Genomic DNA, 22,607 nt, shown 5'->3' with positions numbered 1-22,607 from the left:
GGAAGTTATTCGATAAGCAACAAATGCTACGGGGAAATAAAACATGAATCCAAGCCCAAAACACAATTTAACTTACCAGCTAGCTCACGATTTGGGCACCGCCATTGTTATTGGAAAATACAAAATTGGTGACAGCTTACCCACAGAAGCCGAACTATGTATCGAGTACGATGTAAGCCGAAGCGCAACCCGTGAAGCGGTAAAAATGCTCTCGGCCAAAGGATTAATCGCCTCACGACCAAAAAAAGGTATTCGTGTTTTACCTGAAAGCAATTGGAACATGTTTGATACTGACGTACTGGGCTGGATTTTAAGCAGTAACCCTTCTCTTTCGTTACTAAAATCGTTCACCGAAGTGCGCGCAGCCATTGAACCGCAAGCAGCAGCATTAGCCGCAGTAAATGCAACTTATGATGACTTAGAAGCTATTGAGCATGCCTTGTCTCGAATGGAAGCCGCAGAAAAAGGTTTAGATGATTCGCTCGACTCAGATATTGCATTTCACACCAGTATTTTACAAGCCAGTGGCAATCCATTTATTGTACAGCTAACTGACTTTATCAGTACTGCCCTGCGCGTCAGTATTCGCTACACCAATAAAACCAAAGGCGTAGAAGGCGATGTACAAAAACATGCTGATATTTTAAATACGATAAAATCAAGAAATCCTGAAAAAGCGCGCGAAGCGGTTAAAGAAATTCTTGATGAAGCACTTGAGCTAATTAATAGTAATTTGTAAATAGCTAACTTACGCTGCTCAATTTGTGTTTGTTGATTTAAGCAAAAAACAAAAAGCAAGTTGAGCACGCGTTAAAACATATTCCCACCCGCAATGTTTGCCCTTCATTATTGCCTTTAATTTTAGTTTTCTTGGCTTTTTTGAGCTTGGTTTTCTTGAGCTTGGTTTTCTCGAACTTGTACTTTGACAATTAAGTCATGATATACCGCGTAACTTGCATAGCCTAAAACGGGTAAGACAATTACCAACAGCGGCACCGCAACCACTAAAGTCAATGACGTTAATATCACCAAAGTACTCGCCCACTTAGTCATCAACCATTTATTGGCCATCACGGTTTTAATACTAATATGAATAGCGGCAACAAAATCGACATTTTGGTGAATGATGAGTGGTATTGCAAATACGCCTAATAAGAAACCAATAATTGCAGTAACAAGCCCCATCAAGCCACTATAAAAAATATATAAAAATAATGACTCTCTCAGGGTTTCGTCGGTAATTAATTTACTGTCGAACGCTAACGGCTCTATACCAAAATATAAACCGTAGATAACTAACGCATCGGTTAGCCAAATAAAATAACAAAAACACAAAATAAAAACTAAAAACCAAATACCTCTATTGCTGTGATGGGTTTTATTTTTATACAAATCTGAAAAAGTGACTGGCTGACCATGGTAAATTTTAGCGGCAACACGTTGATAACCAATAATAAGTAAAGGAGCGACCAAGAAAAAACCCGCAATAAATGGGTACAATATTAGCTCAGCATCGAGTTTCACAAATAGCGCATAAAGCACCACCGCAAACACACAAAACGCTAAACTAAATAACATACTCATTGCTTTGGTGGCCGTAAACATTTGCCAGCCGAATTTTAACCAGCTGCGTACTGAAACAGATCCAGACATTATACTCACTTTATTTACATCGATTATTCTTAGAACAAGTATATCGTTTCATTTACCAAATATTGACCGCTAAGCGCCACTAACTCGCCTTTTATTGATTTAGGTTAGCAAAACACAGCCAAAGTATTTGCTCGCTATTCGCTTTGGTATGGCAAATAGCTAAACACAGCTTAGTTAGCGTTAAATTTGCCATTGGCATTGCTGCTCAGTAAGTTGACTTAATGCCGCTTGCAATACTTCAGGGGTAATATAGCCTCTTTTTTTAGCCAGTAATTGACCTTGTTTATCATAAAAGAGTGTCGTTGGTGACGCTTTAACGCCGCCTATTTGGCGTAAAAAGCTCTGCCGAGCTTTATACGCTGGTAAGCTTTTATCAAAATGTTTTAGTTCGCGCTTTAATGCTGCAGTACTGCCTTTATAGCCTAACAAGGACAAATTAACGCGTTGCTGGCATTGGCTTTTAACCGATGCCAGCAATTTGCCTTGTTTTTTACACCACGCACAATCAGGTTGAAAAATCATCACGACACTGGCGACATTAGTATTGGCAACTAATTGCTCGTGTTTACCTGTCGCTAAGTTCTTAAACTCGCTCGACAGCGGAACAACACTATTGGTTGATTTAGCATTCGCTGTATTAACGCCGACAAGGCTTAGCATCAATAAGCTCACTATTAAAAAGGTCAACATAAAAAAGGAAGCTGCCCTATTCACACACATTGGCATCACTAATATCACCTGCTTCTTCATTTTATAACCCTATTTCAATACCCGCGTAGAATTCACGCCCGTGCAGTGGGCCAAAAATGTAGGCAACATCGTAGCCACCGTCTTGGTCAAAAAATAGTGGCGACTCACCTTCTTCAATTTGCGTGTATTCGAAGATATTAGAAATACCCGCGTATAGTTTGGTATTGCTTGAAAGTTTATATTGAATTTTTAGATCTGAACTTGAAAATGCCGGTGCATTCGTTGGCTTTATCGAGCTTAAATCACCTTTAATATTGTAGCCCTCATAACCGTATTCCGTTAAGTCACGCGCGCCAAACCAGGTAGTAGACCAAAATACTTTTAAGTCGTCGAGCTGCCACTCAATATCAAAACTTGCACGGGTTTCTACCGGTACAATTGCGTATGAAGACTTAAACTGAACGTCGTATAAAAACTGTTCCGCGCTCACATTAATCAGTAAATTTTCAGTAATGTTATAACCCGATGAAATATCAATAGTAGTTACTGCTGCTGTTTCATCTAACTGAGTTAATACAGGTACGCCTTCACTGGTTTCTTCTAAGCTTGCTAAGTTATCGACACGTGAGTGAGCAAGTGAGAGCGTTGCTGCTAATTTATCGGTATCGTAGTTAAGTGAGTAGCTTGCTGAAATCGACTCTTCTAATGAGTCAATGTCAATTTGGTAACCTTTTTCTGAGTCTAAAATACCGTGATCGGTCTCAAAAAATGACAATGGTGCACGATACCCACGACCTGTTGAAAAGCGCGATGTTAACTGCTCATTGTGGAAATAACGTAAGTCTAAACGCGGGGCAAAAAAAGTTTCATCAATTTCAGTGCCGACTTTAGCCGGGTCGATAAAATCCGCGGTTACTTTGTCAATTCTAAGCGCTAAAGCAACTTCAAGTTTATCTGAGGGTACCCAAGTGTCTTGAATAAAAATACCGAGCGTATCGTAATCAAAAGCATCACTTTCGTATGCTTCGACCCCCTCTAATGCTTTAGTGCTAGAACGCATTTCTTCCGTGCGAGCATCAACACCATAAGTAATAAAATGTTCATCAGTTAATTCGGTATCAAACTTCGCACGAAAATAATTCATCACATCGTCAGCTTGATAGTCAATACCTTCATAAAATGAGTCTTGCACATGTTTGGCATAACTTACCGCAAATTCTGCCGTGGTATAATCACTAAGCTCTGTTAATAATTTTACGTAAGCTTCATCACGCGAGGTATCGATCCATTCGGTGGTTTCCCACGCTTTACCAATAAACTGGTTACGAACATCATCACCTTCAAATAATTGTGGTGAATCAATACCATCATAACCAGAAATCGCTTCACCAATGGAATAAGTATTATGGCCAATAACAGGGCCGCCAAATACTTCTGATTGCACTTTTGAAATACGTACTTGCAAGTTATACGTATCATTAATATCTTGGCTAATTAACGCGGTTATTGATTGATTTTCTTGAAATGGTGCTTCACTGACGCCATTGTCGTCGTGATCTTCTTGATCTTGCTTATCGTATTGGGCAATTAAGGTAATGCCAGTTTTACCATCTTCAGATACGCCTGTAGCCATGCCTTTCATCGCAGTAAAGTCATGCGAGCCTTTTGCTACATCAAAAGAAACTTCATTTTCGTACGCCTGTTTAGTAACAATATTAACAGTGCCACCAATTGCCTCTGGTGCAATTAACGATGCACCAGCACCACGTGCAACTTCAATGCGATCGACTCCTGTGGTTGCAATTGCATCAACTGCGTAAAAACCCGATATCAAGGTATGTGTAGGTAAACCGTCAACTAAAATGGTGGTATGTTCACCTTTCATACCGTTAAGCATTATGCGTTTAACGCCACACATAGAACATTCATTCGAAACATTAACGCCAGGTTCGTTGTTAATTGCGTCAGATAAACTCAAGGCATTTTTATTATCGATCATCACTTTATCAAGCACTTCGGTTTGCTGAATAACGTCTTTTAAACGACCAGCTTGTTCGAGCTTTTGACGAATACTTCTAACTTCAATAATTTCAATATCATCTGATTGTTGTGCGCTCGATACTTGCGCTTGAACAACAGCAGGAAGGAAAAGGTTGCTAGTGCAAAACATAGCAAAATACAGCGGAGTCAATTTCATCAATGGTTAGCCTTTAATTATTTAATTGGCGCCATTCTATACAAATGAAAACAAATAAATACAAATGATAACGATTATCATTTGTATTTTTGATTTAGATCATTTTTTGATTACACTTAGTTACAATGTGTGATTTTTGTCACGGTTAAAGTTTGATATTTCGCTTACAAATCAACAGCATTTTTTCATTATACAAGCGCATATATTCAATTTGCTGCACACGTTGATTACGTTGTTTGGTTGAGGTAATCGCATCACCTGTGGTTGACATAAACTTTCGGCCGCAATATTTATGGACCCAATCGTACTTTTCAAGGGCAATGCCTGGATAGGTTACGCGTCTGCCTGAAGTGGCAAGAATACGGTAGTCTTTATTTTCTTCTGCCAGTAAAACATCGTTATTTGCTTCACTTGGTGATTTTATTACCGAGGGAGATGTTTTAACTTGAACCACTTGCTCTGTATTTTTTATTTGATTTTCAGTATCTAAGCGGACATTACTTTGTTGGCTACAACCACTTACTGCAAGTAGTAACACAAGGCATGGAAAATATTTCATTTTAGCTAAAATCTCCTTCAAGTATTGGCAATATTGTTAAACAACACGCTCTAAATATTCCTATCGAACTTTCGCACGATTACCGCACACGATAACAATAAAAACAACCACATACCAGCCCCAGAAGAGCTTTCGTTTGTTGTGGTATTTGCGGTGGTATTAGTTTGAGTAACCGTTGGGGTCGGCGTCGTTGGCGTGGTTGTTACAGGCGCTTCGGTAACGCTTATTTGCGCGACAAATACGTCGCTTTGATCACTGCCATTTACGCCAACAACAGCTACCGATAACGTACCGCTAAAACTTGCATCAGGTGTTACGGTTGTATTTGATACGGTATAATTATCACCTGCTGATACCAATAAACTGAGCGCGGATAAATCTTGGTAGCTAAACATTGCTGGCGTTAATGTAATGCTTTCGCCTTGCTCTATTGAAAGCGTTTCTTGGCTGGTAATGGCTAAAATAGCGGCAACATCAATACTAAATGCACCATTGTTAACAGCAAAAAAGATATTGTCGCTACAACTTATTTTTACGCGTGCTTGACTGGTGGTGACTCCTGAAAGACTTATTTCGTGACTACCGTCGTTGGGCGTTTGCAGTGCTAAACTATGCGTAAAATTATCGCCATTATCGCTTGATAACCTAATATCAACAAAACCGCAGTCAATGGTATTGCCGTCAGTACCGGCAACATTCCAAGTAATCGTTTGCTCATTCGTTTGCCAATTACTGCCGACACTTGGCTCAGTAAGTTCAAATACCTCATTGGTATTGACAACATTTACCGCCATATCATCGTAATTTACACCGCCCTCGCTGTCTCGTACTAGCAGGCGAAAATTTAACGTACGATCAGTAGTGGCATAGCTTTCACCTTTAGTGGTTGTTCCTGCTAATACGTCAGTCAATTTTGGCAATGTACGCGTAGGTTCAGACACTGGATTAAAAGCACGAAATATCGGTCGCGTACCATCATCAATCATAGAGTTCGCAGAAAAGCTCGCCAAACCTAAATCATATTGCTCCCAACTGTACGATAAATTGCTAGAGTCACTATCTGTTGCACTGCCGGTTAAGGTAAACGCGCTATTAGCAGGAATTGTATAGTTATCGCCGGCTTCAACTACTGGGTGGTTATTCGTTTCACTACCAACAGTGCCACAATTAGCGCCCCTGCCCGACTCAATAAATGTTTCAATAACACTAATCGAGCTTGAATGAAAATATTCATCCGAGCTAGTTTGCAAGTTTTCGCTACCACAAATGCCGGCATAAGCCATTATCGTCGACCCACTACCGGGTTCGTATGCATGGCTAGAAATTCTATTGCCGCTACAACCACCGCCAGTACCGTTAAAGCTGTGATTAGCGTTAAATTGGTGACCAACTTCATGGGCAACATAGTCAATATAAAAGCTATCGTTTGTTGGTGATGCCGAGCCCGTTACGCCGTTTCCCTTACGGCTATCTAAACATACACCACCAACAGTCGCTAAACCGCCACCACCTGTACCAACAACATGACCAATGTCGTAACTATCAACACCAATAATATCGCTGATAACTTCAGTATTAATAGCTTCATCGTTGTCACTGTTGCTAAATGGGTCAGTCATTGCATCAACAAATATAAGTTCGTCGTTATCAGCAACCAGCTGTAGATTAACCGATAGATCACGCTCAAAAATTTGATTTAAACGATTAACCATAGTCACAATTTCAGCCAAGGCGCTGCTTTTTGTACCGCCATGAAATTGGGTATATTCCGCGGCTGCCGATACGGCAAAACGATAGGTTCGAATACCTGTTTGAGCGGATTTTTTTGCCGTGTTTTCTATTTGCGCTAATACGTCATCAGGAATACTTTTAGGTGCTTTTTCAATGAGGTTTTTATTCGTTATATTCGCTTGGGCGTTTGAACGGAAATAACTGATGTATTGATGATCTTCACCGTCAGGCGAAGGTTCAACAAATGCCGTATCGCCTTGGTAAGAGAACATGCCATGAAAGCCATTTGGCGTAATATCAAAACGCCCAGTGATCAGCTCATTATTGTCGTTTGAATTTAAGGCAATGCCTTGGAAGGTTTTAATCGCAGGGTATTTTTGCGCCAACGCAGGCGCCATGCTATTAGAGTTTGATAATTCAAAATCAAGTAAGCTAGCGTCAGGCAACGGCAAACTTATGACTATGCTTTGCTCAACACCAAGTAACAAGGCTCTTAGTTCAGCCAAATCAACGCTAAAATGAGTGGCAATATCAACAATACTTGCTTCACTTGTTTGCCTCGTAACAGCCAAGACGTCTTGTGTATTTTTTTCAGCGCTTAACTGCCAAGCACTGAACTCACTCTCTTGATTTGCTTGCAGCTTAGCGACTAAACCTATCGCGAAACAACTGAATAAACAAATGCGAAACAACAAGATATTTCTTTTCATATTCATCAACACAAACTCAATTTGAGCAATGGTAAAATTAAGTATAAGCCAATAAAACCCAGCTTGCTTTTGAGCCAGTGTCTTTCTGCGCACGTCTAATTCAGTTAGCCATAAAACCAAATAATCACCAACACAAAAAAACTGAATTGACTCAATAATTAAAGCAACTGTATGCTATTAAAAATTAAAGGAATAAATAATTAAAAAACATATGCAGCAGGAAAAGATTCTAAAAATCCCTATCACCAACGTTTATGCCAAAGGCGATTACAGCGCAGAAATTTTTATTGGTGAGAATAAACAAGCAGTTAACTTAATACTAGACACGGGTAGCAGCACATTAGTGGTTGAACCGCCTGCGTATAACGCATCATCGGATAAGGCATTAAATGTAACAAGCTATGCACAAGAGGTAAATTATGGCATTGGTGGTTGGGACGGACCCGTAGTTTTAACAAAAGTACTTATTGGTAATGACGGTGAAAACGAACAGCAATTGCTTTTAGAACAATGCCACGTCGCAATTGCCCAAAATGAGAAAGGAAAAAGCACCTTTGGTGATGCTGATGGCATATTAGGTTTAGCGTATCACCACCTAAATAAAGGCTTCGATCTTCGTCAGTATTTAACGGCTGCTAACATTTCGCCTGCGGTAACCTTTCCGTGGCCTTTTGACCAAGCAAGCAAACAGCAATTAATCGATTCAACCGACCTACCCAGTTTTAAACATTTTTTGTGGCAACAACCCGAACAGGATATTGAACCCTATTTTACGCAATTAGAAACCCAAGGTTTAGCTGCCAATAAATTTGCTTTTTATAGCCATCGTTCAAGCACTTTTGTTGATGATGAAAAAAGTACAACTAAAGAGCTTAGCCAATTAAGTCAAAACCAAGGTTTTATTGTACTCGGTGGCGGCGAAGAGCAAACAGAGTATTATCAAGGTGACTTTAAAACGGTTGCTATTAGCCACGACATTTATTACAACGCAAAGCTAATCTCGATTCAAATCGCAAATAACAACGCCATTGTTGCAGAGCCACTTGCTAAAAAAGATGAAAAAGCTTATTTAACCAACGCAATAATCGACACAGGTGCAAGTGCATTGGTATTAACCAAGCCATTATTTACTCAAATGGTTGAGCAGTTAAATAACATTAACTCGAAGTTTGCTGAGCTCATTAAACCTTTTGCCGACATTCAATTTCAAGCAACCGGCATCGATAAGCACTTGTTAATGTTAGACCAATGGCCAGATATTCACTTTAACTTTATTAGCGAGTCAGGCGCTCCGATTCAATTAACTTGTCCGCCGCAATGTTACTGGCAAGTGAACAGCCCAACGCCTGATAAAGCCGTATTTAAAATTTTAAGCCAGTTACCACAATGGCCAAATCAGTCAATTATTGGCTTGCCATTACTGAATAATTATTACGTGATATTTGACCGTTCAGAAAGTAAAACTGGTGTGATTAAGTTTGCAGAAAAATTAAATAACTCAGTTACTCAAGTTACATAAGACAAGATGCATACATTCACTACCAAAAGACTCATTATTCGACCGCTTGATCAACAAGACAAACGTATTTATTGTGAACTCTATACAAATGCTAAAACAATGATGTATATAAGTAAGCCTTTTAACTTACAGCAAGCAAAAAATGCTTTTGCAATAATGCTAAAAAAAACTCAAATTAAAGATAAGAACTTTATAACTTGGGTTATTACAGACCGGTACAATCAAACCCCTTTAGGAATAGCTTCTCTATACAAAAAATACGCTAATGAACTATTAGCAATTAATGAAGTAGGTATAATGCTATTGCCAAGTTTTATAGGAAAAAACTACGCCAAAGAGACATTAGAAGCAACTATAATGTACTCTTTTAATTGCTTATCTTTGGAAAGTATAAACTTTCGTTACAATAGAAATAATGCTGCTATGGCAGCACTTTGCAAAAAATTTAACGCCCAAAACGATCCTACTTCTCATCGCAATAGTGAGCATGAGATTAAAAACATCACGAACCATGCCTTTTTGACATACCTTAACCAACATTACGCTAACAATTAATTAACATAGACTTAACAACTCACTCAAAAAAACAGTTAACTAACATTAAATAATTTCTATAAAATCAATAGTTTTTATAGAAATAATTTAACTAACCTAGTATAAAATATAACTTAAATAATAACGGCAAAGAGTTAGTTGAATGTCAGGAAGTTTAGTTTGCGTCGGCACAGGTATGACATTAGGCGCGCACATCAGTCCTATATGTAGAAGCTATATTGAGAATGCCGATATTGTGTTCTCTTTAATGTCGAATGGCATAGTTGAACGTTGGGTTGAAGAAATGCACCAAGACGTTCGAAGCCTACAACCCTATTACTGTGAAGGTACCAATCGTAATAGTACCTACAACGACATGGTAAAAGCTATTTTAACTGAGGTACGCGCTGGTAAAAAAGTTGTAGCTGCATTTTATGGGCACCCTGGTGTATTCGCTTGTGTTGCTCACCGAGCCATTAAAAAAGCTGACAATGAAGGTTATCACGCTCATATGGAACCTGGCATATCCGCAGAAGATTGTTTGTATGCAGATCTGGCTATCGACCCAGGAAAAACCGGATGCATGCACTTTGAAGCCAGCCAGTTTATGTTTTATCAACGCAATGTTGACCCTGCCGCTCATTTAATTTTATGGCAAGTTGGGTTAGCCGGCGATAAATCGTTAGCAAAGTTTTCTACTGGCAAAGCATACAAACAGGTATTAGTTGATTTGCTTAGCGAAACCTACCCGCTCGATCATGAAGTGATTTTATATCAAGCCAAGGTTCTACCAATAGATGCTAAGCGTATTGAAAAAATAATATTAAAAAAACTCATAGAGGCCGAAATTTTTCAGCACACTACTTTGGTCATTCCGCCAAGTAAAAAAATGAAAGCTAATCAAAGTATATTAGATCGTTTAGCTAAATTAGATAAACAAATTACTACGGATAAACCGCAGCCAAAACTGTATTTGGTTGAATAGTTACAATAAGTCAAATAACAAAGTTTTCATAACAATATGGAGTAAACCAATGAACCAAGTCATAAAACTTTTAGAGCAAATAGGAAAAGATTCAACATTACAAGACCAAGAGTTAGTGATTGAAAAAATCAATGAGCTAAAGCTATCTAATCCAATAAAGTCATCAATCTTAGAAAAGAACATTGATGACTTAGAGACCTTATTGGACGTACGATCCGAAATGTTTTGTGGTGTATTTCCGGCAGAAGATGACGAACCAGCTGATGACGAACAAGAAAACGAAGAAACAAATGCAGTAATAAATATTTAAATGTTAAATGTAACCACTACTCCTAACACATTATCTCTATATAGAAATAATGTGTTATTTTTCATGCTAATAATATTGATTTTGACATTTTCATCAAAAACTCTAGCTGAGAATATGGAAAGCCTTGATTTCGGTAAACTGTTAAGACAAGCCGATTCGATAAGAAGTAGTGAACCTCAAAAATTAGACAACTATCTTGATTACCTAGCTCAACATCTTACTGATCTTTCTACCGAAGAGAAAAACCATTATATCTACTTGCGTATTTATCAAGCAACTTTCAAAGGGCAGTATAAAAAAGCTTTGGACCTTGCACATGAACTTGACAAGCTGAAAGTGAGTTTTGAATTAAAGTATAGAACTGACTTAACAATAGTAAATATTTACGCCCTCGATCAAAACTGGACTAAAGGCTTAAGTTTATTGTCTAGTATTTTATCAAGACTAGGTTCAGTAAATAAAGATTTAAAACAAAGAACATATTTTGTTGCTGCTATATTATACAGTCAATTAGGTCAATATAGTTTAACCCTTCACTATGCAAATTTAATAGAGCCGCAAACAGACAGAAGAAATTGTTTCAAGTCTCAATTAATTTTACTTGCAAAAACTGAGTTGAAAGAATTATCACCAAACAATTCTAGCATACATGAAGGTATCCAAACCTGCATACAAGCTAATGAATTTGCAATGAGTAGCCTTATCTACACATATCTAGCAAATTTATATATAAAAGACGAAAAACCTTTGCAAGCGATAGAGGTTTTAAATGAAAACTTTAATTTATCAGAAAAAAGTCAGTATCCTAAAGTCATGGCTGACATCGCATCTATCTTGGCGAAATCTTACTTGTTAATTAATGACCATTCTAATGCGAAACACTTTGCATTAGAGTCATTAAATATAGAAAAGGATTTAGTTAACACGCCTGCATTTATTACAACTTATAAAGTTTTATACCAAATTGCTGAATATGAAAAAAATTATTATAACGCTTTAATTTATCATAAAAAATACGCCGAAGCCGACAAGGCGTACTTAGATGAAACCAAAGCCAAGCATTTAGCCTTTCAGTTAGCAAAACACCATGAATTTGAAAATAAAACGCAAATAAAAATGCTCGATGAGCAAAATCAACGGCTATTATTGGCAAAAGAGTTATCTGACAAGCAACAAGAAAATAACTATTTATTTATCGCTTTATTAATGACGTTAATGACGTTACTTGCCGGCTGGGCGTATAAGTCGTGGATGACGCAAAGACATTTAAAAGAGCTGGCAGAATTTGACTCGCTTACCGGTATATATAACCGCGGACATTTTGTCCAGCTTGCGCAAAGTGCATTGAAACATCATCAAAAATCACAACAAGAAATTAGTTGCGTCTTATTCGACTTAGATCATTTTAAACAAATTAACGATGTTTATGGTCATGGCGTTGGCGATATAGTGCTGAAACAAGTAGTAGACAGCTGTCAGAAAATTGGTCGCCATAACGATATTTTTGGTCGTTTAGGTGGCGAAGAGTTTAGTTTTATTTTACCAGGCTGTAGTATTTTAATCGCTGAAGATATTGCCAATAGATGCCGAAATGCTATTTACGAAATAGATTATTTGTCACTAGGGCTGAGCTCACCTATCACCGCCAGCTTTGGTATAACAGATGGCTCACGTTCTGGCTTTGAATTAGATGATTTATTAGCTGATGCCGACTCCGCCATGTATGCCTCAAAACACCACGGCAGAAATACGGTAAGTGTCTATAAAAAGCCGAATTAAAAGCGTTTTATGCAATAAATACATAAATTTGCTTGCCAAGTTGCACTTTTAGGTTAGCCTTAATACTTATTATAGATAGTGTGTTCAAGGTGGCTTTTGGGTATTTATCAGTTCAGATTTTATCATATCTGTTGTTTTGCTTTATTTGCCACGAGAGTAAACAGGCGGACTTGCGTCGTTTGCCCTAAAGTCTCAGCCATAAAGTCTTTGATAAAAGTCCCGCTACTTTTTCCCATTGCCATTCTTTTATGCATGTCTTGCTTTAGTTTAGCTAATGAGCAAGACATCAATACCAACATCAAGGCAACAGCTCTTTCAACTATGCTGGCAACAGCTGATAAAGTTAGAAGTCGAGATCCAGCAAAATTTAACCAATTACTCAGTCAACTACAAACGTATCAGCATCAGTTTAATGCTAATCAAAACAACAGTTTTCAATATTTAAAAGCGTATCAAGCCGTATTCTCTGGTAAATTTTCTCAAGGGATTGCTTTAGCGAGTCAATTAATAAATGATAGCAATGATCACGCATTAAAAGTGCGTTCTAATATGCTTATTGTTAATGCGCATGCGGTATCGTTAAATTGGAGTCAAGGATTACGGCAACTTGCACTTTTACTTAGAGAACTACCAAAAGTTAAAGATAATGAGCTTAAAAGTGATGCCTTAATTGTCGCTGCCCTTTTTTATAATCAAGTTGGACAACATAACTTGGCTTTAAACTACGCCCAAAAAGTGGAGCTTGAGGAGAAACAAGTAAGAAGTGCATGCATTCAACAACAATTAATTTTAGAGTCAAAATTTAAACTTAATCTGCTTAATGAAAACTCCAATGAATTTAAACAAACTATAGCGGCTTGTATAAAAGCCAATGAACCGTTAACCGTCTCTTTGAGTCGCGCATATTTGGCGCGTTACTACATTGATACTGAACAATTTGATAAAGCTTATCAACACCTACAACAGCACATTGGAGAAGCTGAACAAACCAAGTATTTTCGTGTTATCGCTGAATTCTATGCCTTGCTTGCTCAAGTTTACTGGCACAAACAAAACGATCAGCAGTCGCTTCACTTTGCATTAAAAACTATTGCTTTGGCTGAAGAGTTAAATACGACGCAAGCGGATATCGAAAGTTATTATTTACTGCATCAGCTATATTTCAAACAAGGTAATTTAGCCAAAGCGCTTGAATACCATATTCTCTACACACAAGCGAATGAAACTTATATTGATGACACTAAAGCTAAACATTGGGCGTTTCAATTAGCGGCCCATAAAGAGTTTGAAAATAAAGCGCAAATACGTTTTCTTGACGAACAAAATAAACGTTTGGTGCTCGCAAAAGAATTAACAGAAAAAAATCAAGAAAATTTTATTCTGCTCATTAGTTTACTTCTTACCTTGCTTACTCTTGTCATTATATGGGCTTACCGAGCTTGGCGTAATCAAGAGCGCTTAAAACAACTTGCAGAATACGACAGCTTAACTAAAACCTTTAATCGTCGACATTTTGTAGAAGTTGCAAAAACGACAATGAAGCACTGCCAAGAACACCAACAAGCGGTGAGTTGTATTATGTTTGATGTCGATAACTTTAAAAAAGTAAATGACAGTTATGGCCATGCTGCAGGCGACGAAGTGCTTAAGCAAATTGCACAAACTTGCCTTAAAATTTGCCGGCATAATGATATATTTGGCCGTATAGGCGGTGAAGAATTTGGCTTAGTACTACCAGGTTGTAGTTTAGTGATAGCGCAAGATATTGCCAATAAATTGCGCTCTGCTATTCAAAGTATTGATTACCAGACTCTCGGTATTGCACAACCCATTACGGCAAGTTTTGGCGTAACCGATGCAACCCGTTCAGGTTTTGAATTAGAGCAGATTCTTGCTGATGCAGACTCTGCCATGTATTCGTCAAAGCATCATGGCAGAAACAGTGTCAATATATTTAAAAGTAACCCGGCAAACGTTTAACCGTCGGCGAAAAAAATCAACAAAAAAGGAGCCGAAGCTCCTTTTAAAATATTATCTAAGGTATTAATTACGCTTTATTTTAACAAGATAGCGTCTACTGTACCTTGCGCTAATGGGTGATACCCAGGGCGTGCTTGTTGATACACTTTAGTTGCCCACGCTTTACCACTTTCTGACTCAGCAAGCTTTTTGTATAACGGCACAATCAGCTTTCTTCTACCAATATCAATTAAATATTCCTTCATTACAGGCAATACATGGTCGTAACCTGCACGCAGTGATAATAAATACCAAGCATGGGTGATTTCAGCATTGGTACTATTGGTTAAGTTAAAAGCAGTATCAAGTGCTTTCATGCGTTCAAGCGAAAGGTCTGTTGGTAAGTTATTGATGAAATGCAACCACTCATGCAAAGTCCAAGCTGACGTTGGCAGTTGCGCCAACGTGGTCTTGTTGTTTAACCACTCATCAATTTGATTATCTATGGTGGTAAATGCATTTGACGTTGGTTTTGGTACAAAACTTGGCAAGCCTTGTTCAAAAATCCATTCATTAATTTCTTTATCAGAAACAATATTTGGGTACTTATCCGTTAGGTGCTTTTTCAAATAAACAATAAAGTTTTCAGTACCTAAACTTTCAAAGGCGTGATTATTGAAATAGGCTAGAATAAATTCGTCGAACGTTTCACGTCCAAACTTTTCTTCTAGGTACATTAAGAATAACTGGCCTTTAACATAAGGCACGCCAGAGAAGGCATCATCAGGATCTCGGCCTTTTAAGTCGATATACAATTGCGTATCGCCCGGTGGTAATTCAGCAATTTCGTAATTTAGATCTTGTGCGCCAAGCGCTTGTTCCATTACCGCACGGTCAACACCAAATACTTCTTCCATAATGCGGTTTTCAACGTAGCTAGTAAATCCTTCGTTTAACCACAAATCTCGCCAGCTTTCATTCGTCACTAAATTACCCGACCAAGAATGGGCGAGTTCATGAGCAATTAAATTAACTAAGCTTTTATCGCCAGCAATAACGGTTGGAGTAATAAATGATAAACGTGGGTTTTCCATGCCACCAAAAGGAAAACTAGGGGGTAAAATAAGTAAGTCGTAGCGACCCCAACGATAAGCGCCAAATAACTTTTCTGAGGCGTCGATCATCGCTTGTGTGTCGTCAAATTCAGCAACAGCAGCGTCTAAAATATATTTTTCAGCATAAACACCTGTTTGTTTGCTCATCGCTTTAAATTCTAAATCACCAACACCAATTGCGATCAAATAAGAAGGAATAGCTTGTGGCATTGAGAAAAAGTAGTCGCCATCGCGAGCAGTATCAGGGGTATTGTTTGCGCTCATTACCGCCAATAATGCTGGGTCGGTTTTAATACGTGCAGTGTAGGTAATGCGAACGCTTGGCGTGTCTTGAATAGGGATCCATGAACGCGCATGAATAGCTTGGTTTTGACTGAACATAAACGGCAGTTTTTTACCTGCAGTTTGTTCAGGTGCTAGCCACTGTAATCCTGATGCCTGCGGCAGTGAGTGATAATAAATGCGTAATTTTTTTGCTTGAAATTGTGCGTTTACCGTTAACTTAGCACCGAGTACATCGTCACGTTTGGCAAGCTTGTAACCGACCTTGTGCCATTGCCCAGCATTGTTTTGTGCTAACACTTTGTTAATAACCAAATCACGCGTGTCTAAATACACCGGCACTGTGTTGTCGGTTAACCATTCTAGAGAAAGTTCAGCAAAACCTGATAACGATTTTTTGTCAAAATCTACGGCTAAATCAAGGTAGATGTGTTTAGTGATCACCTGATCATAATTAGCATAAGTATACGCATCGTTAACTTTTGCGTTAGCAGTGATACCAAACATAGCGGAAATAAAAACGACAATAAAGGATACAAGTCGATAGTAATTGGTCATACAGTATTAATCCCATAAAAAAATAGGCTAGTAGGTTAAGTGAACCTGCTAGCCTATTCAACTGTTCGACTAAAATAGTGTTTATAATTAGCGAATAAAAACGGGGAAAAGTGTAAAGCTAACTAATACAAGTTAAGGTTGCTCTTTCACCTTATGTTGATTACCTCTGTATTAAGGTTGCTCCATGCGAATGACAACACGTCTGTTTTCACCACGGCCTAATACCGTATTATTTGAGGCGATATGACGTTTTTCGCCATAACCTTTTGCTTCGATGCGTTTAGGATCAATACCACTTTTAACAAAGTATTCGCGAATGGTTGCCGCGCGTTTTTCTGATAATTGTTGGTTAGGCCATCTGCCGCCATAACTGTCGGTATAGGCATCGATAAGTACGAGCTCTAGCGTCTGGTCAAGCGCTAAATATTCAGTGATCATTGCCATGCGTTTTTTAGACGCTTTAGTTAAGCTGTCGCTATTACTTTGGTAGTTAAGTACGGTATAAGCAATATCATCAAAATTGTAGTTTAAAAGGTTGCCCACACAACTAACAAATTCTTGATAAGCCGCGCGAAACTTTGCGGTAGACAAGCCAACCGCGATTTTATCGGTGTCGCTGTACCAGTCGTTATAATAAAAAGTTGGGCTCATGCCCTGCTCTAGTTCACTTAACATAGTCCAAGCAACTTTTTTGGGTAAACTTGGTGCAAACTGCTTATGTAATTTCATTTTTGCCAGCGTATGACCATTAACACCAGGGCGCCATTTTGGAGCTTCAGAGCGCACTTCCGCCAAGGCATAGTTGTCAGGCAAGCGCAGCATATCAAGCTCGAATTCCATATTCATATTTCGGCTTGCACGGCTATAAAATTTTGCTTCACCGTAATTAGGAATTTGGTGAGTTAAGGTGCACTGCAAGCGAGAATTATCAGATAAATCCCATTGAGAAGTCGCAAGTGTTGCGCTGTATTGGCGAATACTTGCCTGTGCAGACATTGAAAAGCAAATAAGCAGTAAAACAATTATTTTATTCATAACTTACACAAATTAATTTGAGCGATTATCTAGCTATCGACATTTTATTAAATAACTTTAGTACTTTTTCGGTAATTATTGGCAAATTCAGAGGAAAAAAATCACAAACCACTAACTCTGCTCAACGATTTTCTGCGATAATTCGGCAAATTTTTTTATCAACTAGCTTATTTCTTATTATGTCAGACGCATCAACATCACAAAATTCAGAAGACACTTCAACTAAGTCACTATTTGCGCAACGTTTTCGTGGCTATTTTCCGGTTGTGGTTGATGTTGAAACTGCAGGTTTTAATGCGAAAACCGATGCTTTGCTCGAAATTGCTGCGTCAATGCTAACCATTAATGAGCAAGACGGTACCTTTTCACTCGATGAAACGATTCACTTTAATGTAGACCCGTTTGAAGGTGCAAATTTAGAACCCGCAGCATTAGCGTTTACAGGTATCGATCCAACTAACCCACTTCGCGGTGCGGTAAGTGAAGATAAAGCCCTTAAAGATATATTTAAGTTGATAAGAAAAAAAATGAAAGCCGCAGGTTGTCAACGTGCGATTATGGTCGCACACAATGCCGCTTTCGATTTAGGTTTTGTTAACGCCGCCACTGAGCGCTGTAAGATCAAGCGCTCGCCTTTTCATCCTTTTGTAAGTTTTGATACCACAACACTAGCTGGCCTTGCACTAGGCCAAACGGTACTTGCCAAAGCGTGTGAAGCCGCCAATATCGACTTTAGTAATAAAGAAGCACATTCGGCGTTATACGATACAGAAAAAACAGCTGAGTTATTTTGTCATATCGTTAATAAATGGCAGCAACTGGGCGGTTGGCCGTTACCTGAGCCAGAGAAAGCGCCACAAGATTAATGTAAAGACTTTAGAACTTCGAAGGTTCTTTACAGCGATTATTATGACGAAGAATTAGATTACGCACTGCGATTATCGCCAATAATAAGGCGATAAATTGCACCCAAGGTTTGTCAAAGTAAACCAATAAGAAAATAGCGGTTGCGCCATACCAATAAGGCATATATTCATACAATATTTCTGGTAGGTGATGGCGTATTTTTCGATGACTTTTAATGTCGAGACGGTGTGCCGCCGAACGGCTAACCAATAACACGCAGCCTATGCCATAAAACATCGCCGCCGACACCATTAATCGCCAATCATCATGGAAAATTATTAAATAGCCACTCAGTGTGAAAACTATATAAGGTAAGTTTTCAGAAAACATTGATATAAGTATTTTAAACATTGCTACTCGTCCAAAAGGTTATATTTACTATTGTAGCTTGTTTTTTGAACGCTAAATCTAAAAGCCTCAAACTCTGCGTTGAAAGCCTAATTTTCTGATAATAAAATGAGTCAGATCAAAATCCCCAACATAATTCACACATAAAAAAACCGGCTAATGCCGGTTTTTATACAAACTGTAATTAACTCACTACGCTTATAATTTGTCAGCGTTATCAGTTAGGTAAGAAGCAACGCCGTCTGGAGAAGCCGTCATACCTTTGTCACCTTTGTTCCAACCAGCAGGACATACTTCACCGTGCTCTTGGTGGAATTGAAGTGCGTCAACCATACGTAACATTTCATCAACGTTACGACCAAGTGGTAAGTCATTAACTACTTGGTGACGAACATTACCTTCTTCGTCAATTAAGAATGAACCACGAAATGCAACGCCAGCTTCCGGATGCTCAACATCGTATGCTTGACAAATTTCATGCTTAACATCAGCAACAAGCGTGTATTGAACTGGACCAATACCACCTTCATTTACTGGAGTGTTACGCCATGCGTTGTGTGAAAATTGAGAATCGATAGAAACACCAATTACTTCTACGCCACGGCTTTTGAATTCTTCCATACGGTGGTCAAAAGCTAAAAGTTCAGAAGGACAAACGAAGGTGAAATCTAATGGGTAAAAGAAAACAACCGCTTTTTTGCCTTTAATTGCTGCACTTAAGTTAAATGCATCAACAATTTCACCACTGCCTAAAACAGCTGCTGCAGTAAAATCTGGGGCAGGACGTCCAACAAGTACACTCATTTTTTTCTCCAAAATAAAAAGTAAGTTAAGTTAAATAATGTTCAAGCTTTTCCAAGCTTATTTGGTCTGTAACACTAGTATGGTGACAGTCCGATATATTTCAATAACAAAGTCTAAAATAATGTGACAAATGTCGCTATTTTTTACAATATTGAAACAGACTCTAGTCGTTAAGCACTTTCTTGAGAGTTATTTTTCTCAGCAGATTCTTTAATTAACGTTTGTAATTCACCTTGCTGGTACATTTCCATAATAATGTCACAACCGCCAACTAATTCACCGTCAACCCAAAGTTGTGGGAATGTTGGCCAATCCGCATATTTTGGAAGTTCAGCACGAATATCTGGGTTTTGTAAAATATCAACATAAGCAAATTTTTCACCACAAGCCATAATTGCTTGCGATGCTTGCGAAGAAAAACCACAGCTAGGTAATTTAGGAGAACCTTTCATGTATAAAAGAATTGAGTTCTCTTCGATTTGTTGTTTAATGCGATCAATAGTTTCCATTGTTACCTCTTTACTAAATTGCAATTAGATTATTTTCTTATTTATTACACAATCAAAAATAAATAATCTAATGTTAACTTACACTTTATTTACGTATTTTCTTAGCTATCATCTTGATATAAAACATATAGAGCCCTATTTAACTATTAGGATCTAGCCTGTTTTTAGAAAACTTGACTATTTTACTAGGTTTTTGCAAAAAACAAACTATTTCTTTATATTAAAATGGTAAAAAAACCTAACGATAATTCTTTGGAGATTAAAATGGCATTTACATTACCTGCACTACCTTATGAAAAGAACGCACTGGAACCGCATATTTCCGCTGAGACCCTAGAGTATCATTACGGCAAGCATCACAATACGTATGTGGTAAAGCTTAATGGTTTAGTTGAAGGTACAGAGTTTGAAGGAAAGTCTTTAGAAGACGTCGTAAAATCTTCAAGTGGTGGCGTATTTAACAACGCTGCTCAAATTTGGAATCATACTTTTTATTGGAACAGCTTAAGCCCAACAGGCGGTGGCGAGCCAAGTGGTGCATTGGCAGACGCAATCAACGCAAGCTTCGGCTCTTTCGCAGAGTTTAAAGCGAAATTTACTGACAGTGCCATCAATAACTTTGGTTCAAGTTGGACTTGGTTAGTAAAAAATGCTGATGGCTCGCTTGCGATTGTCAATACGTCAAATGCGGCAACACCATTAACCGACGAAGGTGTAACACCATTAATTACTGTCGATTTATGGGAGCATGCATACTATATCGACTACCGTAATTTACGTCCTAGTTATATGGAAGCATTCTGGGCATTGGCTAACTGGGAATTTGCTAGCGCAAACTTGTAATTTTCAAGTAGCTATTCCTTATTAAAGTAAAGCTATTTTAGACTGTTAAAACACGTTTAATCGCGTATCAAGCAGCTAAAATAGCTTTTTTGTGTTGGATTCCTAAAACCAAACATTAGATGCAACAATTCGTAAATCACCTACTTATCTTAATCAATTCACGTTAGAATTATGTTTTACACAATAATGTGGTTGTTAGATTGCGCTATCGCTTGTTCAGTTATTTCGTCTCAGTAAGTCTTTTACTTTGCACTATTACCCAAAGTCTTGCTTCTGATAAAGAAGAACTTATTGTCGTAGACACCGAAAATAAAACCGAAGCTGAGTTTGTCGGGCTGCCTTTTGCTTTTTCAACTGAAACTATGTCAACTGCTATTGGCGCGGCAGGTTTAATTAAAAGCGCAGGTCAACCACAGGCGTCAATCTTAGGCATTGCCGCCTACTCTTCCAATAAATCACATGTTGCGTTTATTGCAGCAAACTCTTATCAATTACCTAAAACCAATCGATGGTTGTTTTCAGCTGAATATTACGGCGCTGTTTTCCCTGAAGGTATTTATTTTCTTGATGACCAAGACCCAGCAACACAACTTGCTGGTTTAAATAACTCAGAAGAAAGCACACAAATTACCACGCATGGCGTTCAAAAAGACCTGCGCTTGCACTTTCGCTATTACTTACCTTTTGGCCAAGGCAAAGATGGTGCACTAGCAACATTAGCCACTGATAAAGAAGTGTCTTCACTGTGGGATATAACAAAATCAGGTGTTAGTAGTATTAATTTCTCCCCTTTTTTTGAAGAGTTAGATTTAGCCGAATATAATGATTTACAGCGCTCAACAACAGCTGCAGGTTTAACAGTAGAATTTACGTGGGACAATCGCAACTCTGCAAGCAATGCACTTGAAGGAAATTACGCCCAGCTCAGCTTTAAATATGGTCAAGACAATGACGAAATTCCTTCATGGTTAACATGGAAGTTTGATTACGCACACTTTTTGCAATTGCCTAACAACTCGCTAACCAATAACCATGTTATCGCATTAAATATGGTAGTTGCAGATACACCTACTTGGGATCAGGTCGACAACGGTAGTTATCGACGCCCACCCGTTTTTGCAGGAAACTCCCTTGGCGGATTTAATTCATTACGAGGTTATCCGAGTCGAAGATTCCACGGCCGGTCATCGCTGCTATACAGTGCGGAATATCGCGTTCAACCTAAGTGGCAACCGCTAGGTGATATTTTTGAAGGCTATTACAAGGTACCTTGGTGGCAATGGGTGGCGTATGTAGAAGCAGGACGTGTTAGTAATAACTTTGATATTGAAGAGCTTCACCAAGACATGCACCTAAGTGTAGGCATTGGAGCGCGCTTTCAAGTTGAAGGTATCGTAGTGCGCACTGAGTATGCAAAAAGCAAAGAAGGTGGACAACTTTGGGTAATGGTTAATCAACCTTTCTAGTGCCTGATGATCTTTTCAACATAAGTTTTATTCTGATGATAAAACATACAACAAAGATCAACGCACGCTAATCGCTTGCCTATTATTTATAGAAATCTGTCATCAAAAAACTTCT

20 protein-coding genes are annotated in these 22,607 nt (G+C 38.4%); 10 read left to right on the top strand and 10 right to left on the bottom strand.

Going from position 1 to position 22,607, the window contains the following annotated elements:
• Positions 1–43 precede the first annotated feature (43 nt).
• Positions 44–739 carry a FadR/GntR family transcriptional regulator gene (locus tag ACRRSQ_RS02440; RefSeq protein ID WP_440874099.1) on the top strand — a complete coding sequence of 232 codons (696 nt, stop codon included), beginning with the start codon at positions 44–46 and terminating at the stop codon, positions 737–739.
• A gap of 122 nt (positions 740–861) precedes the next feature.
• On the opposite strand, the gene ACRRSQ_RS02435 is transcribed toward ACRRSQ_RS02440, so the two are convergent.
• From ACRRSQ_RS02435 to ACRRSQ_RS02415, 5 genes are all read right to left on the bottom strand, one after another.
• On the bottom strand, positions 862–1,653 hold the full coding sequence (locus ACRRSQ_RS02435; protein WP_440874098.1) for a DUF2189 domain-containing protein: 792 nt from the start codon (positions 1,651–1,653) through the stop codon (positions 862–864).
• Between the two features lie 180 nt (positions 1,654–1,833).
• Complete coding sequence (locus ACRRSQ_RS02430; protein WP_440874097.1) at positions 1,834–2,343, bottom strand: TlpA family protein disulfide reductase; 510 nt, start codon at positions 2,341–2,343, stop codon at positions 1,834–1,836.
• 61 nt (positions 2,344–2,404) lie between these two features.
• The gene (locus ACRRSQ_RS02425; RefSeq protein ID WP_440874096.1) at positions 2,405–4,540 is read right to left on the bottom strand and encodes a TonB-dependent receptor plug domain-containing protein; all 2,136 of its coding nucleotides are present in this window, start codon (positions 4,538–4,540) and stop codon (positions 2,405–2,407) included.
• Positions 4,541–4,685: 145 nt separating this feature from the next.
• On the bottom strand, positions 4,686–5,099 hold the full coding sequence (locus ACRRSQ_RS02420) for a hypothetical protein (protein ID WP_440874095.1): 414 nt from the start codon (positions 5,097–5,099) through the stop codon (positions 4,686–4,688).
• Between the two features lie 50 nt (positions 5,100–5,149).
• Positions 5,150–7,540, bottom strand: a complete 2,391-nt coding sequence (locus ACRRSQ_RS02415) for a reprolysin-like metallopeptidase (protein ID WP_440874094.1) — start codon at positions 7,538–7,540, stop codon at positions 5,150–5,152.
• A gap of 211 nt (positions 7,541–7,751) precedes the next feature.
• On the opposite strand from ACRRSQ_RS02415, the gene ACRRSQ_RS02410 reads away from it, so the two are divergent.
• The 6 genes from ACRRSQ_RS02410 (at position 7,752) to ACRRSQ_RS02385 (ending at position 14,647) form a co-directional block, all read left to right on the top strand.
• Positions 7,752–9,059 carry a pepsin-like aspartic protease gene (locus tag ACRRSQ_RS02410; protein WP_440874093.1) on the top strand — a complete coding sequence of 436 codons (1,308 nt, stop codon included), beginning with the start codon at positions 7,752–7,754 and terminating at the stop codon, positions 9,057–9,059.
• Between the two features lie 6 nt (positions 9,060–9,065).
• The gene (locus ACRRSQ_RS02405) at positions 9,066–9,614 is read left to right on the top strand and encodes a GNAT family N-acetyltransferase (protein WP_440874092.1); all 549 of its coding nucleotides are present in this window, start codon (positions 9,066–9,068) and stop codon (positions 9,612–9,614) included.
• 142 nt (positions 9,615–9,756) lie between these two features.
• On the top strand, positions 9,757–10,578 hold the full coding sequence (locus ACRRSQ_RS02400; protein WP_440874091.1) for an SAM-dependent methyltransferase: 822 nt from the start codon (positions 9,757–9,759) through the stop codon (positions 10,576–10,578).
• A gap of 49 nt (positions 10,579–10,627) precedes the next feature.
• Positions 10,628–10,888, top strand: a complete 261-nt coding sequence (locus tag ACRRSQ_RS02395) for a hypothetical protein (protein WP_440874090.1) — start codon at positions 10,628–10,630, stop codon at positions 10,886–10,888.
• Complete coding sequence (locus ACRRSQ_RS02390) at positions 10,889–12,667, top strand: GGDEF domain-containing protein (protein WP_440874089.1); 1,779 nt, start codon at positions 10,889–10,891, stop codon at positions 12,665–12,667.
• A gap of 252 nt (positions 12,668–12,919) precedes the next feature.
• Positions 12,920–14,647 (top strand): diguanylate cyclase, encoded by a 1,728-nt coding sequence (locus ACRRSQ_RS02385; protein WP_440874088.1) that lies wholly within the window; start codon positions 12,920–12,922, stop codon positions 14,645–14,647.
• 74 nt (positions 14,648–14,721) lie between these two features.
• Here the strand turns inward: ACRRSQ_RS02385 and ACRRSQ_RS02380 are convergent, their stop codons facing one another.
• Positions 14,722–16,581: a M1 family metallopeptidase gene (locus ACRRSQ_RS02380; RefSeq protein ID WP_440874087.1), complete on the bottom strand. Its 1,860-nt coding sequence runs from the start codon at positions 16,579–16,581 to the stop codon at positions 14,722–14,724.
• A 171-nt stretch (positions 16,582–16,752) separates the two neighbouring features.
• Positions 16,753–17,616: a flagellar protein MotY gene (locus ACRRSQ_RS02375; protein ID WP_440874086.1), complete on the bottom strand. Its 864-nt coding sequence runs from the start codon at positions 17,614–17,616 to the stop codon at positions 16,753–16,755.
• A gap of 179 nt (positions 17,617–17,795) precedes the next feature.
• On the opposite strand from ACRRSQ_RS02375, the gene rnt reads away from it, so the two are divergent.
• On the top strand, positions 17,796–18,482 hold the full coding sequence (gene rnt, locus ACRRSQ_RS02370; protein ID WP_440874254.1) for a ribonuclease T: 687 nt from the start codon (positions 17,796–17,798) through the stop codon (positions 18,480–18,482).
• Positions 18,483–18,492: 10 nt separating this feature from the next.
• On the opposite strand, the gene ACRRSQ_RS02365 is transcribed toward rnt, so the two are convergent.
• From ACRRSQ_RS02365 to ACRRSQ_RS02355, 3 genes are all read right to left on the bottom strand, one after another.
• The gene (locus ACRRSQ_RS02365; protein ID WP_440874085.1) at positions 18,493–18,873 is read right to left on the bottom strand and encodes a hypothetical protein; all 381 of its coding nucleotides are present in this window, start codon (positions 18,871–18,873) and stop codon (positions 18,493–18,495) included.
• 195 nt (positions 18,874–19,068) lie between these two features.
• Positions 19,069–19,674 (bottom strand): peroxiredoxin, encoded by a 606-nt coding sequence (locus tag ACRRSQ_RS02360; RefSeq protein ID WP_440874084.1) that lies wholly within the window; start codon positions 19,672–19,674, stop codon positions 19,069–19,071.
• Positions 19,675–19,844: 170 nt separating this feature from the next.
• Positions 19,845–20,183, bottom strand: coding sequence for a Grx4 family monothiol glutaredoxin (locus ACRRSQ_RS02355; RefSeq protein ID WP_440874083.1), 339 nt, complete (start codon positions 20,181–20,183; stop codon positions 19,845–19,847).
• 264 nt (positions 20,184–20,447) lie between these two features.
• On the opposite strand from ACRRSQ_RS02355, the gene sodB reads away from it, so the two are divergent.
• Both sodB and ACRRSQ_RS02345 read left to right on the top strand, forming a co-directional pair.
• Complete coding sequence (gene sodB, locus ACRRSQ_RS02350; protein WP_440874082.1) at positions 20,448–21,026, top strand: superoxide dismutase [Fe]; 579 nt, start codon at positions 20,448–20,450, stop codon at positions 21,024–21,026.
• Between the two features lie 212 nt (positions 21,027–21,238).
• On the top strand, positions 21,239–22,492 hold the full coding sequence (locus tag ACRRSQ_RS02345; protein ID WP_440874081.1) for a hypothetical protein: 1,254 nt from the start codon (positions 21,239–21,241) through the stop codon (positions 22,490–22,492).
• Positions 22,493–22,607: the final 115 nt, after the last annotated feature.

Source organism: Thalassotalea sp. PLHSN55, assembly GCF_052030545.1.
GTDB lineage: Bacteria > Pseudomonadota > Gammaproteobacteria > Enterobacterales > Alteromonadaceae > CANMXU01.
This window is presented reverse-complemented; position numbering and strand designations above follow the sequence as displayed.